This is a genomic window from Peribacillus acanthi (assembly GCF_003073175.1).
GTDB lineage: Bacteria > Bacillota > Bacilli > Bacillales > DSM-1321 > Bacillus_BN > Bacillus_BN acanthi.
The window spans coordinates 104671-117684 of the sequence record NZ_QBBX01000001.1; the positions used below are offsets into that span (position 1 = coordinate 104671).

The following is a 13014-nucleotide window of genomic DNA, read 5'->3' on the forward strand; positions in this document are numbered from 1 at the left end:
TATGACCAAGAAGATATATGAAGCCCTCAATTGGGCTTCTTCTTTATTAAAAGAACAAAATCGTGATGAAAATGCTGGTGAATTGTTATTAAGACACATCTTAAACATGGAGCGCTCGCGTCTTTTCGCTAGCATGCAAGATTTATTACCCGAGGAAGCGTGGCTGAAATTTGAACAAGCTGTCCATGAGCATGTGAAAGGGAAGCCGGTTCAGTATATCATCGGGCATGAAGAATTTTACGGGCGTCGTTTTGAGGTCAATGAAGAAGTATTAATCCCTAGACCAGAAACAGAAGAGTTGGTCTATCATACTTTAAAGAAAATCAACTCCATATGGGGAACAAAGCCAGACCTTACATTGCTTGATGTAGGGACTGGTAGTGGGGCAATTGGGATCACAATGAAATTGGAGAACCCGAAACTTGCAGTAACCGTTAGTGACATTGCGGCTCCTTCCTTAGAAGTTGCTAAAAACAATGCCAATTATTTAGGCGCGGAAGTGTCATTTATAGAAGGAGATCTGCTTCTTCCTTTTATAAATGAAAGAAAAAGGTTTGATGTCATCCTTTCCAATCCACCATACATTCCTCTTGGTGATATGAAAGAGATGTCGGTGGTCGTAACAGAGCATGAACCCCATCGCGCACTGTTTGCTGGAGATGATGGCCTAGTATTATATAGAAGGTTAATGGAACAATTACCTAGTGTCATTAATAATCCAGGGATAATCGGGTTTGAAGTGGGTTTCAGACAAGGTGAAGTGGTAAAGTCCATGCTACAGAAAGCCTTCCCTGCAGCTATAGTATCCGTTGAATTCGACATTAACGGAAAAGACCGGATGGTTTTTGCGGAGATTACAGGTTGATATGAGAAATGGGGATAAAGCCTATTTCTCTTTTTTTTGAAAAAATATAGAAGTAATAGAATGCTAGATTTTGATAAATGTTATGATCCCATTTCCCTTATAAAATTTTTTCTAATTTACTAGTTTAAGATAAGAGAATTTTGACTAGACTTAGTGCTGTAAGGGAGGAGAAATGAACATGAAAATTAATAAAAAGTACCTTTCAGCATTTTATCTAGTTCTATTGACGATGGGAACTATATTAAGTTTATATATGCCAAAAGAAGAACGTGCAAACGCGATGGAAGAAACGGTGGTCATTCCAAAAGAAGCTATTCGTTTACGTATTCTAGCTAACAGTGATAACCATGAAGATCAAGAAGTAAAAAGAGCGATTCGTGATGCTGTGAATGCAGACATTACAGAATGGGTGAAGGATTTAACAAGCTTAGAGGACGCTAGAACAGTAATCCAGAATCACCTGCCTGAAGTGGAAAAACGTGCGATGGAAAAACTACAGGAATATGAATTAAACCAAAGTGTAAAAGTTTCATTTGGAAAAGCGAACTTTCCAACCAAGTTATATGGACAATACTTATATCCTGCCGGAGAATATGAAGCAATTGTAATTACTCTAGGAGAAGGAAAAGGAGCCAACTGGTGGTGCGTACTATTTCCTCCGCTTTGCTTCTTGGATTTCTCAAGCGGAACGGCTGTAACACAAGGTTCATTTGAAGATGATGAGACAGCGGTAATCGAAAATGTGGATAAGGCTGTGGATACTTCTGAAATTGAAGAGGCTACTCCCGTTACAAATGGACAAGAGGATACTTTTGAAATAGAAGCGAATACACCTGTTGCAAATGATGGAGTAGATTATGAGCCTGAAGTAATGGAAGAAAATCAAAATGCTGAAAGCCAAAACACAGATAGTAAGGTTTTTGTACAAGAAAGCTCACAGCCAATGGAGAGAAAATTCTTCCTAATCGAGCTATTTAAAGACATTTTTTAATAAACCGACTGAGGTCTGGACCTACATCAGTGAAAAAGGATAAAAGGGGAGCTGATTCCTCATATCTTTCTAAAACACTGAGTAAGGAAAGACCTCATCTTTATTTCTCTATTTTTTTGTTCTATTACATTCTATTGAGTTCATAGATTAGTTAATAGAAGAGAAGAATAGGGAGGAGAATAAAGTATGATGGTAATGAGGAAGGCTGAAAGTAGTGATAGAGAGGCTTTGATAGACTTTATACAGGAAGCAGGATTGTCTACAGATGCTATCCACAATTTATCCACAGATTATTTTTTACTGGAAGATGTGGAGAAAAAAATCATTGCGACCATTGGGATTGAACGTTTTGAGGATAAAGGATTGTTACGATCTTTTGTTTTTTCCACAGGCTTTTCACCGGAAAAAATTCCAGCCTTTCTTCAACAAACGTTATTAATTGCCCAGCAAAATGGATTAACCCATCTATTTTTAGCGACTCATAACGCTAATAGTAAAGGTTTGTTTCAAGCAATTGGATTTGAAGGGTTGGAAAAAAGTAACCTTCCAGAGGAAATTCTTATATCCACACCTGTTACGAGCCTTCACGACAATGAAAACGTCTTTTTTATGGGGATAACACTATAAAGGTGTTATATATCCACAAAGTTATCCACCATTTCTACATTGTTATCCACATTTTGTGGATAACATCTTTTTTATTGTCAAGCATTACTTTATGCTTTCCTCCAAAAATAGGTATGATAAAATAGGAAAGGTTAATAAATCAATATAATTCGGTATTCGAAAAAGTATAGACGAGTGAAAGATAGAAGGTGCGGAAGAAGTGGAAACAAAATTATGGATAGTGGATAACTATGTGGATAAAAATGAAAAATATCCACAAATTACACAAGCAGCTCAGCTTTTAAAAGAGGGAGAAGTAGTGGCTTTTCCAACAGAAACGGTTTATGGCCTAGGAGCAGACGCAACTTGTGATAGAGCGGTAGAGAAAATCTTCAAGGCAAAAGGGCGTCCTAGTGATAATCCACTGATTGTCCACATTGCGGAAAGAGAACAACTCCAAGCGTTAGTTGGACAAATTAGCCAGAAAGCTGAAGTATTAATGGATCGATTTTGGCCAGGTCCATTGACACTAATTTTCAAGAAAAAAGAAGGTCTTTCGAAGCTTGTAACAGCAGGGCTAGATACTGTGGCGGTCCGTATGCCAGATCACCCGGTTGCTCATTCGTTAATAAAGGAAAGCGGTCTTCCGATTGCAGCTCCAAGCGCCAATACATCAGGGAAGCCGAGTCCTACTTTGGCTGACCATGTAAAAAGGGATTTATACGGAAAAATAGCCGGAATTGTGGATGGCGGAGAAACAGGAGTAGGGTTGGAGTCCACAGTGGTGGATTGTACAGAGTCCATTCCTGTCATTTTAAGACCAGGTGGCATAACAAAGGAACAATTAGAAGAAACAATCGGAGAAGTAAAAATTGATGCCGCTCTTCAAAATGAAAAAGAAGCACCTAAATCTCCTGGCATGAAATATACACATTATGCTCCGGCGGCATCGTTAACTTTAGTAAAAGGTCATCCTTCTTTCATCCAAGAACAAATCAATCAGTCGAAGGAAAAAGGGTTACAGGTAGGTGTTTTAACAACAGAAGAAAATCAGTCCTTCTATCAGGCGGACCATATTGAAACGGTCGGAACCGCGGCTCATTTAGAAACAGTGGCCGCTAAACTTTACGAAGCTTTACGGAACTTCGATGATCAAAATGTAGATGTCATTTTTGGCGAAGTTTTTCCTGAAGTAGGAATCGGACAAGCAATCATGAATCGTCTGATGAAAGCTGCAGGACACAGGATTATAGAGGAATAGGTACTATATGTTTGAAATGGTAGATAAAACGATAAAACACATGGCGGAGTAATACGGAACGTCATGTGTTATTTTTTTGAGTTGTAATCTCATAACCAATTTTATTCTATTTTCTCTTGGACGAACATAAGTTAATCGTAGGCACGTCCAAGGGGGTAGAACGTTGAATACAGTAGTTGGAGAAGTACTTACACTATTAATCATGGCCTTTGCATTAAGCATGGATGCCTTTTCGATTGGTTTGGGTATGGGGATGTATCAGTTAAGGTTAAAAAGGATATTTTTCATTGGCCTTACGGTCGGTTTTTTTCATATATGGATGCCACTATTGGGAATGGCGACAGGAAGGTTCTTGTCTGATCAGTTTGGGATGTTTGCGTCATATGCAGGGGGAATCCTACTGATCATCATGGGAATCCAAATGTTCATAACAGGATTTAAAGAAGAGGAAGAAACGATCCTGGCGCCTGTGGGAATAGGTTTGGTATTATTTGCAATAAGTGTAAGCCTGGATAGCTTTTCAGTCGGATTGACGTTAGGAATCTACGGGGCACGAACCTTGGTTACTGTTTTATTCTTTGGACTTGCTGCAACATTTTTAACATGGGCTGGATTGATACTTGGGAAGAAAGTACAAGGGTTCGTCGGAAAGTATAGCGAATTCGTTGGTGGAAGTATTCTAATAGCTTTTGGAATTAAGCTTTTGTTACCATTATAATTACCTTTAAAGATTTCCGAACACTTCTCGGCAATCTTTTTTTATTTTGATTAACTACGAAATCTTGCCAATTCTGTCACATTTAATAAAACCATATTTATGAATGGTTATCATGAAACTTTAAGTGGAAATATAGCTACGAAGGTATAATAGGGGTATGGAAAAAAGTTTGGATAATTTATACTATTTTTTAGAGGAGGTCCTTATCTTATGAATCGAGTATTATTTGTTTGCACAGGAAACACATGCAGAAGTCCTATGGCCGAGGCTATTTTAAGGAGCAAGAACATCCCAGGTCTAGAAGTAAAGTCAGCTGGAGTGTATGCAAGTCATGGACAACCTGCATCTCGATATGCGAAAGAAGTCCTAGATGAAAATCAAATTTCCCATAACCATGCCTCTCGTTTATTAAGTGAAGAGGATTTGGAATGGGCAACGCATATCCTGACAATGACGGAGGGGCATAAACACGCAATTAATCAGATGTTTCCCAATGCTCAAGGTAAAATATTCACTGTAAAAGAATATGTTTCAACCGATGAATATAATAAGGACGTTTTTGATCCTTTCGGCGGTTCAAAGGAGATTTATTCGCAGACCTTTGATGAGCTAAAGGACCTAATAGATCAACTAATAGAAAAAATGAAGTAAATTCATTAAGGGGAGAATGACTGTGGAGGAGAAAAAGCATTTCAAATTTGGGCTTAGAAAAAAACTTGCCTTGTTCATTACGGTTTTAGCACTTATTACATACTCGACAAGTGGATTTTTTATTTCTTATGTCCATCCAACATTTTTTAGTGGAATAAATGAAGGTTTATTTTCAATTATTACACTAGCATTAGGGATTTTCTGGTCAGGGGTATTAGCATATTTCGCTGCCGGATTCATTATTAAACCGTTGCAGAAGCTTGAAAATGTTGCGTTAAAAGCAGCTGAAGGGGATATTAGGGAAGATTTAGAGCTTTCTAAATCTGATGATGAAATTCGTTCACTGGGCATTGCTTTCAATCATATGCTATTCAACTTGAGAAGCATGGTTCAAAGTATTGATGAAAACTTCCGCGAGACAAACGAAAAGGTAATTGCCATTTCGAAAGAATCATCACAAGCTGCTGAGCAAGCGGAAAGTATCTCCCGTACCATCCAAGAAATATCATTAGGGGCTGATAGCTCAGCCGTATCTATCCAAAATACAGCAGAGTCTGTAGAGGATATTATTACGATTGCTAAAGAGGTACAAGATAAAGCGAATACTTCTTCTGATATTTCTAATGAAATGCTTTCAGAACTATCAACAAGCAAAGAAGTTCTCCACTCTTTAATAGTGGGAATTCAAAAGTTAGCTGATGAAAATCAACAATCGTTAGTAGCAGTAAAACGATTAGAAGATAATGCCAAGAAAGTTGAACAAATCATTCAACTGGTGGGAGATATCGCAGCACAAACGAATTTGTTGGCATTAAATGCGTCCATCGAAGCGGCACGTGCTGGGGAACATGGAAAAGGCTTTGCAGTTGTTGCAGAAGAAGTTCGTTTGCTTGCAGATGAAAGTGCAAAGGCCGTTCAAGGCATTTCTTCTTTAATCCAAAATATCCAACTAGATGTTCAATCTGTTGTTAAACAAATTAGCGAACAGGTTGACACGGCCAATACTGAAGCGAAAAAAGGTTCTGATTCAACAAGGGTTATCGCCGAAATGACAGAAACCATCCATAGTGTGGCAGCTGCTGTACAAGACATTACAGTCCTAGTGGATAAACAAATGGAATACATAGAAGACACGTCAAGTCAGTCTCAAGAAGTCGCTGCAATCGCAGAAGAAACCTCGGCTGGTGCAGAGGAAGTTACCGCTGCTACACAAGAACAAACGAATGTCATAGCTAATGTAGAAGTCCTTGCGAAGGAACTACAAGGACAAGCTGAAAAATTAAAGCAAACCATTACAAGATTCCAAGTTTAAGTTGTGGTCTAATTTATGAAAGCTTTTTCGGTGTTGATTAACAAGCTAGCTTAACAGCACCAAGTAATATTTAAAAAACCGAATGTCAGCTTTTCTGATAAGATAGGGAATAATAAGAAATGGCTTAATGAAAAGGAGGACATGACATGAAGGTTGCAATAGCATCGGATCACGGAGGTTTAAATATCCGTGAAGAAATTAAATCGTTAATGGAAGAAATGAACATAGAGTTTGAGGATTTTGGATGTGAATGCGATACATCTGTAGATTATCCTGACTATGCTCTACCTGTAGCGCAAAAAGTAGCAAATGGTGAGTTCGACCGTGGCATTCTAATTTGTGGCACTGGAATTGGCATGAGTATTGCGGCTAACAAAGTCAAAGGCATTCGTTGCGCTTTAGTCCATGATACGTTCAGCGCTAAAGCAACGCGTGAGCATAACGACAGCAATATGCTAGCGATGGGAGAACGAGTGATTGGAGCAGGATTGGCTCGAGAAATCGCTAAAACTTGGCTCATGACCGAATACGAAGGCGGTCGTCATGCCAATCGTGTTGGGAAAATCACTAGTTATGAGGAACAAAATCTTTCATAAGAACGATTATTGCAGGTCATATTTCCTGTGTAAAAGCCCTTGTCATTCTTAGAAGACACTAAGGTGGTGTGAGCAGAGCAAGAACGAATCAACAAATTAGGATAATCCTTGTTTTATTAGAATTTGTTGACTTAAACATTCCTTTTTGCGTCGCTCCGCCCCTTTTCGAAAAGGAGGCTTGTTTAATGGATCAGACTTTGCTCAAAGGACAACTCCATAAAATACTTAATGATTTTTCGGAATCGGTAGCTATTAATGATAAAAAATTACTGGTGATTGGTTGTAGCACAAGTGAAATAGCAGGAGAACGAATTGGAACAGCAGGGACGATGGAGATAGCGGATACGATTTTTTCTATTTTTCATGAATTCCATGAAAAAACAAGAGTCCAGCTTGCTTTTCAATGCTGTGAGCACTTAAATCGTGCCCTTGTCCTTACGTCTACTACTGCTCAAAAATATGGCTATGAAGAAGTCAGTGTCGTCCCTGTCAGAAATGCAGGGGGAGCCTTAGCTGCCACCGCATTCGAACGACTGGATGATGCGGTAGTAGTAGAGAATATAAAGGCAGATATGGGCATTGATATTGGTGACACCTTTATTGGTATGCACTTGAAACCCGTAGCTGTACCGGTTCGAAGCAGTCAAAAAAATATCGGACATGCTCATGTGACCATGGCATACAGCCGACCGAAGTTAATTGGCGGAACTAGGGCTGTCTACGAAAAAACCAAATCAAATGAAAATTGTTCATGAATTAGAGCCTTGCTCCCCGGGTGATTAACCGAGGGAGCAAGGCTTTTTTATGTGGAAAATACGGTTCGGTAAAATAAGATGGTATTTCGGTAATAAAAGTGGGTTCGGTAAAATGAGAGGGTGTTTCGGTAAAATGTGGGGCTGTTTCGGTAAAAAATGAGGCCCGTTCGGTAAAATGTGGGCCTATTTCGGTAATAAAAGTGAGTTTGGTAAAATAAGCCGGTGTTTCGGTAAAAAGTACGGCTGTTTCGGTAAAAAATGAGGCCCGTTCGGTAAAATCGGGGCCTATTTCGGTAATAAAAATGGGTTCGGTAAAATAAGAGGGAGTTTCGGTAAAATGTGCGCTATTTCGGTAATAAAAGTGGGTTCGGTAAAATAAGAGGGAGTTTCGGTAAAAAGAGGGACTGTTTCGGTAAAAAATGTGGCCCGTTCGGTAAAATGTGGGCCTATTTCGGTAATAAAAGTGAGTTTGGTAAAATAAGCCGGTGTTTCGGTAAAAAGTACGGCTGTTTCGGTAAAAAATGTGGCCCGTTCGGTAAAATGGGGACCTATTTCGGTAATAAAAGAGGATTCGGTAAAATAAGAGGGAGTTTCGGTAAAAAGAGGGACTGTTTCGGTAAAAAGTGACTTTGTTTTGGTAAAAAGAGCGGCCCGTTCGGTAAAACCAAGGCCCCATTCGGAAAATCCCCTTCCATTCAGTAAAAAAAGCAAAATCAAGAGCAATTAAATTTAAGATCGTACCCAAAATAGAAGTGAAAAACTAGGAGGGCTTATCTACTGGAAATGGACTGATTTTTAAAAGACGTACATTATAATATTTTTTCACAATAATGTTCGATATTATGTTAGATAAAATAAATTTTCTCGAAAAAAAGACAATACTACCACTTAGAAGTCGAACGTGATAGAATATAGATGATTAAATCTTTCAAAAAGATATACTAGAAGGATGAAGGACTGCGGGCGTGAAATTTTAGGCGTTCGGAGAAAGATGAAGGAGGAAGGCAATGAATCATTTAGCAAAGCAAGATCAACAAGTGTTTCAAGCAATTCAAGAAGAACTTGGACGTCAAAGATCGAAAATTGAGCTAATTGCTTCTGAAAACTTCGTAAGTGAAGCAGTCATGGAAGCGCAGGGCTCTGTTTTAACCAATAAGTATGCAGAAGGCTATCCAGCTAAGCGCTATTATGGTGGATGCGAATATGTAGATATAGTAGAAGATTTGGCTCGTAATCGTGCTAAAGAAATCTTTGGCGCAGAGCATGCGAACGTTCAGCCTCACTCAGGCGCACAAGCGAACATGGCAGTTTATTTCACTGTTCTTCAACCAGGTGACACAGTTCTTGGGATGAATCTTTCTCATGGTGGCCATTTAACTCACGGTAGCCCAGTCAACTTTAGTGGTGTTCAGTATAATTTCGTTGAATATGGTGTTGATCAAACGACACATCTCATCAATTATGATGATGTATTAGAAAAAGCAAAACTACATAAGCCGAAGCTGATCGTAGCGGGTGCTAGTGCGTATCCTCGTGCGATCGATTTCAAGCGTTTCCGTGAAATCGCCGATGAGGTTGGCGCATACTTGATGGTCGATATGGCCCATATTGCTGGATTAGTAGCAGTTGGCCTTCACGAAAATCCAGTTCCTTATGCGGATTTTGTAACGACTACAACTCATAAAACACTTCGTGGTCCACGCGGTGGCATGATTCTTTGTAAAGAAGAATTCGCGAAGAAAATCGATAAATCGATCTTTCCAGGTATTCAAGGTGGTCCACTAATGCATGTTATCGCGGCTAAAGCAGTTGCCTTTGGTGAAGTATTAAATGGATCATTCAAGGACTATGCACAAAAAATTCTTGATAATTCAAAGCGTTTGGCAGAAGGCCTAGTGAATGAAGGCTTTAACCTTGTTTCAGGTGGAACTGACAATCACCTACTATTAGTCGATGTTCGCTCCACTGGATTAACAGGAAAAGTAGCTGAAAAGGTACTCGATGATATCGGGGTAACTGTCAATAAAAACACGATTCCATTCGATCCAGAAAGCCCATTCGTAACAAGTGGTATCCGTATCGGAACTGCAGCTGTTACATCTCGTGGTTTTGGTCTTGAAGACATGGACGAAATCGCTGCAATCATTGGATTAGCCTTGAAAAACCATGAAGATGAAAGCAAGCTTGAAGAAGCTAGTAAGCGAGTAGAAGCGCTTTCTAGTAAGTTCGAATTATATCCTTCGTTGTAATATACAGACCCTCAGCCCAATTTAGCTGAGGGTTTTTTTGAGAAAAGCAATCGTTCACATTCTCTTTATTGCCCTTCCATGTTTTTTTCTGTAAAATGTACAGAAGTGTGTTTAGAACTTGAAAATGAATAGGAGAGATCCCTATGGCAAAGGTATACGTGTTTGACCATCCATTAATTCAGCACAAATTAACTTTTATCCGCGAAAAAGCAACTGGAACAAAAGAATTCCGTGAGCTAGTGGATGAAGTAGCAACATTAATGGCGTTTGAAATTACAAGAGACCTTCCTTTAGAGGAAGTAGAAATTGAAACTCCAGTAAGCAAGGCTAAATCTAAAGTGTTATCTGGAAAAAAATTAGGTATCATTCCTATTTTACGTGCTGGTATTGGTATGGTAGATGGGATTCTTAAATTAATCCCTGCTGCAAAGGTTGGACATGTGGGTCTATATCGTGATCCAGAAACATTAATGCCAGTTGAGTATTATGTGAAGCTTCCAAGCGACGTCGAAGAAAGAGATTTCATCGTAGTTGATCCTATGCTAGCTACAGGTGGATCGGCTATCGAAGCGATTAACTCTTTAAAGAAGCGCGGAGCAAAAAATATTAAATTCATGTGTCTAATCGCAGCTCCAGAAGGTGTGGATGCAGTGAAAGAAGCTCATGACGATGTTGATATCTACATCGCAGCATTAGATGAAAAGCTGAACGAAAAAGGATATATCGTTCCAGGTCTAGGAGACGCTGGTGACCGCTTGTTTGGAACTAAATAAGAAAAAGGTGATTCAAGATGAAAAAGCCCATTAAGGTAATGACTATTTTTGGTACAAGACCTGAGGCTATTAAAATGGCTCCTTTAGTATTGGAACTCCAAAAACATCCCGATCGTTTCGAGTCTATCGTGACGGTTACAGCCCAACATAGACAAATGCTTGACCAAGTGTTAGAAATTTTTTCTATCACACCTGATTATGATTTAAATATCATGAAGGACCGCCAAACATTAATCGATGTGACAACAAGAGGATTAGAAGGTCTAGACAAAGTAATGAAAGAAGTTCAACCAGATATCGTTCTAGTTCATGGCGATACTACGACTACTTTTATTGCGAGTTTGGCTGCCTTCTATAATCAAATTGTAGTGGGGCACGTTGAAGCTGGCTTGCGTACATGGAATAAATATTCACCATTCCCTGAAGAGATGAATCGTCAATTAACAGGCGTGATGGCAGACCTTCATTTTGCTCCGACAAAAATCTCGGCTCAAAACCTAATGGATGAGAATAAGAAAGAAGAAACAATCTTCATCACTGGTAATACAGCAATTGATGCACTGAAAACAACAGTGAAAGACGACTATTCCCACCCAGTATTAGATAAATTAGGGAATGACCGCTTGATTCTTCTAACAGCACACCGTCGTGAAAACCTTGGTGAGCCGATGAGAAATATGTTCAGGGCTGTGAAGCGTATTGTGGAAGAACAGCCTGATGTGCAAGTAATTTACCCTGTACACTTAAATCCTGTTGTTAGGGAAATTGCGGACGAAATCTTGGGGAACGATTCTCGCATTCAATTAATTGAGCCGCTTGATGTATTTGACTTCCACAACTTCGCTTCAAGATCTCATCTGATTTTGACAGATTCAGGTGGAGTTCAAGAAGAGGCACCTTCTTTAGGGGTTCCCGTTCTAGTTTTACGTGATACGACTGAAAGACCTGAGGGTATTGCAGCGGGCACATTAAAGCTAGCTGGTACTGAGGAAGATACGATATATCAATTAGCAACTGAACTTTTAACGAATTCAGAAGCTTACGAGAAAATGGCAAAAGCTCAAAACCCATATGGGGATGGACACGCTTCTGAGCGTATTGCTGATGCGATTAGCTCCTATTTTAATAATAAATAATTTCTTACATGAATCCACGGGTGAAATCACCTGTGGATTTTTATTTTACTTTTAACCTATTACGAATGAAGCCTAGTTTTCTAATCATAGTAGCCTCGAATTTCAAATGTATAGACTTCACTTCTAGTGACACGATATGGAAAGGAGGGATGAATATGCTAAAAAAGGTCTTTCTTTTCACATTTATATTTTTTATTTGTTCAACGTCCTTTACCTATTCTAAGATACTTTCTATACCTGAGTTGCCTACTCACTCTGAAGAAGAAATAGTAGCGATAGTCACGACTAAGGAAAAGGTGACTAAACAAGAAATGGACCAGCTTCTGTCTGACTTTAAAGGAATCGAGATTCGAAAAGTCTATTCCTTTGCTTTGCAAGGCTTTTCGGTTAAAGGGAAACGGGAAGACCTTGAACGTTTAGAGCAGCATCGTATGGTGGATAAAGTGTCAGAAGTCTTTTCATACCAGACGGATTTAAAAGAGAGTGTGCCGTTCATCGGAGGCGATGCCATACGAGGTTATTTTGATGAGGAAAATCGGAGGCTAACGGGAAAAGGAGTCAAAGTGGGAGTGATCGACACGGGAATAGATTACATGCATCCTGATCTTCAAAGGTCTTATAAAGGAGGACGGGATTTAGTAGATGGTGATTCAGATCCAATGGAGACGAAGAATGCCGGGGATTTGTCTACCATGCATGGAACTCATGTAGCCGGAATTATAGCAGCGAATGGCAAGCTGATGGGTGTTGCACCCCAAGCGGAAATTTATGCTTATCGAGCACTAGGTCCAGGTGGATTTGGTAATACGGAACAGGTCATTGCTGCCATTGATTACGCGATTCAAGATAAAGTAGATGTATTGAATTTATCACTAGGTAATTCGGTTAATGGTCCAGATTTACCGATTACCGTCGCTTTAAATAATGCAGTGGAGCATGGAATCATAGCTGTCACATCAAATGGTAATTCTGGACCTAACGTCTGGACTGTGGGATCACCAGGCACTGCAGATAAGGCAATTTCGGTAGGAGCATCAACTCCCCCACTCCAGCTTCCATTTATGAAGGTGGGAATAGGTGCTTTTGCGAAAAAAGTTGGAG

General features: G+C 39.5%; 14 protein-coding genes. 13 read left to right on the plus strand and 1 reads right to left on the minus strand.

Annotated elements, in window-relative coordinates:
* The first annotated feature begins 1 nt into the window (after position 1).
* The 9 genes from prmC (at position 2) to DBX25_RS00635 (ending at position 7755) form a co-directional block, all read left to right on the plus strand.
* Positions 2 to 865, plus strand: coding sequence for a peptide chain release factor N(5)-glutamine methyltransferase (gene prmC, locus DBX25_RS00595; protein ID WP_108668841.1), 864 nt, complete (start codon positions 2 to 4; stop codon positions 863 to 865).
* 178 nt (positions 866 to 1043) lie between these two features.
* A complete protein-coding gene (gene spoIIR, locus DBX25_RS00600; RefSeq protein ID WP_420812878.1) occupies positions 1044 to 1856 on the plus strand; it encodes a stage II sporulation protein R in 813 nt (270 codons plus the stop codon).
* A gap of 186 nt (positions 1857 to 2042) precedes the next feature.
* On the plus strand, positions 2043 to 2483 hold the full coding sequence (locus tag DBX25_RS00605; protein ID WP_108668843.1) for a GNAT family N-acetyltransferase: 441 nt from the start codon (positions 2043 to 2045) through the stop codon (positions 2481 to 2483).
* Positions 2484 to 2682: 199 nt separating this feature from the next.
* Positions 2683 to 3723 carry an L-threonylcarbamoyladenylate synthase gene (locus DBX25_RS00610; protein ID WP_108668844.1) on the plus strand — a complete coding sequence of 347 codons (1041 nt, stop codon included), beginning with the start codon at positions 2683 to 2685 and terminating at the stop codon, positions 3721 to 3723.
* Between the two features lie 163 nt (positions 3724 to 3886).
* On the plus strand, positions 3887 to 4441 hold the full coding sequence (locus tag DBX25_RS00615; protein WP_108668845.1) for a manganese efflux pump MntP: 555 nt from the start codon (positions 3887 to 3889) through the stop codon (positions 4439 to 4441).
* 210 nt (positions 4442 to 4651) lie between these two features.
* A complete protein-coding gene (locus DBX25_RS00620) occupies positions 4652 to 5092 on the plus strand; it encodes a low molecular weight protein arginine phosphatase (RefSeq protein WP_108668846.1) in 441 nt (146 codons plus the stop codon).
* Between the two features lie 16 nt (positions 5093 to 5108).
* A complete protein-coding gene (locus DBX25_RS00625; RefSeq protein WP_205685161.1) occupies positions 5109 to 6404 on the plus strand; it encodes a methyl-accepting chemotaxis protein in 1296 nt (431 codons plus the stop codon).
* 146 nt (positions 6405 to 6550) lie between these two features.
* Entirely contained in the window at positions 6551 to 7000 is a 450-nt protein-coding gene (rpiB, locus tag DBX25_RS00630) for a ribose 5-phosphate isomerase B (protein ID WP_108668848.1), read from the plus strand.
* A 185-nt stretch (positions 7001 to 7185) separates the two neighbouring features.
* Positions 7186 to 7755 (plus strand): TIGR01440 family protein, encoded by a 570-nt coding sequence (locus DBX25_RS00635; RefSeq protein ID WP_108668849.1) that lies wholly within the window; start codon positions 7186 to 7188, stop codon positions 7753 to 7755.
* A 285-nt stretch (positions 7756 to 8040) separates the two neighbouring features.
* On the opposite strand, the gene DBX25_RS20445 is transcribed toward DBX25_RS00635, so the two are convergent.
* Positions 8041 to 8478 (minus strand): hypothetical protein, encoded by a 438-nt coding sequence (locus DBX25_RS20445; RefSeq protein WP_157950818.1) that lies wholly within the window; start codon positions 8476 to 8478, stop codon positions 8041 to 8043.
* A gap of 284 nt (positions 8479 to 8762) precedes the next feature.
* Between DBX25_RS20445 and DBX25_RS00645 the strand changes: the two genes are divergently transcribed.
* The 4 genes from DBX25_RS00645 to DBX25_RS20980 all read left to right on the plus strand — a co-directional run.
* Positions 8763 to 10004 (plus strand): serine hydroxymethyltransferase, encoded by a 1242-nt coding sequence (locus DBX25_RS00645; protein ID WP_108668851.1) that lies wholly within the window; start codon positions 8763 to 8765, stop codon positions 10002 to 10004.
* A gap of 143 nt (positions 10005 to 10147) precedes the next feature.
* A complete protein-coding gene (gene upp / locus DBX25_RS00650) occupies positions 10148 to 10777 on the plus strand; it encodes a uracil phosphoribosyltransferase (RefSeq protein WP_108668852.1) in 630 nt (209 codons plus the stop codon).
* Positions 10778 to 10794: 17 nt separating this feature from the next.
* Complete coding sequence (gene wecB, locus DBX25_RS00655; protein ID WP_108668853.1) at positions 10795 to 11913, plus strand: non-hydrolyzing UDP-N-acetylglucosamine 2-epimerase; 1119 nt, start codon at positions 10795 to 10797, stop codon at positions 11911 to 11913.
* Positions 11914 to 12068: 155 nt separating this feature from the next.
* Positions 12069 to 13014, plus strand: a 946-nt coding sequence (locus DBX25_RS20980; RefSeq protein ID WP_240620094.1) for a S8 family peptidase, incomplete at its 3' end; no start/stop codon positions are given.

Coding starts and splice junctions, on each gene's coding strand:
- prmC (WP_108668841.1), top strand. CDS start 2: ATGACCAAGAAGATATATGAAGCCCTCAATTGGGCTTCTTCTTTATTA.
- spoIIR (WP_420812878.1), top strand. CDS start 1,044: ATGAAAATTAATAAAAAGTACCTTTCAGCATTTTATCTAGTTCTATTG.
- DBX25_RS00605 (WP_108668843.1), top strand. CDS start 2,043: ATGATGGTAATGAGGAAGGCTGAAAGTAGTGATAGAGAGGCTTTGATA.
- DBX25_RS00620 (WP_108668846.1), top strand. CDS start 4,652: ATGAATCGAGTATTATTTGTTTGCACAGGAAACACATGCAGAAGTCCT.
- DBX25_RS00625 (WP_205685161.1), top strand. CDS start 5,109: ATGACTGTGGAGGAGAAAAAGCATTTCAAATTTGGGCTTAGAAAAAAA.
- rpiB (WP_108668848.1), top strand. CDS start 6,551: ATGAAGGTTGCAATAGCATCGGATCACGGAGGTTTAAATATCCGTGAA.
- DBX25_RS00635 (WP_108668849.1), top strand. CDS start 7,186: ATGGATCAGACTTTGCTCAAAGGACAACTCCATAAAATACTTAATGAT.
- DBX25_RS00645 (WP_108668851.1), top strand. CDS start 8,763: ATGAATCATTTAGCAAAGCAAGATCAACAAGTGTTTCAAGCAATTCAA.
- upp (WP_108668852.1), top strand. CDS start 10,148: ATGGCAAAGGTATACGTGTTTGACCATCCATTAATTCAGCACAAATTA.
- wecB (WP_108668853.1), top strand. CDS start 10,795: ATGAAAAAGCCCATTAAGGTAATGACTATTTTTGGTACAAGACCTGAG.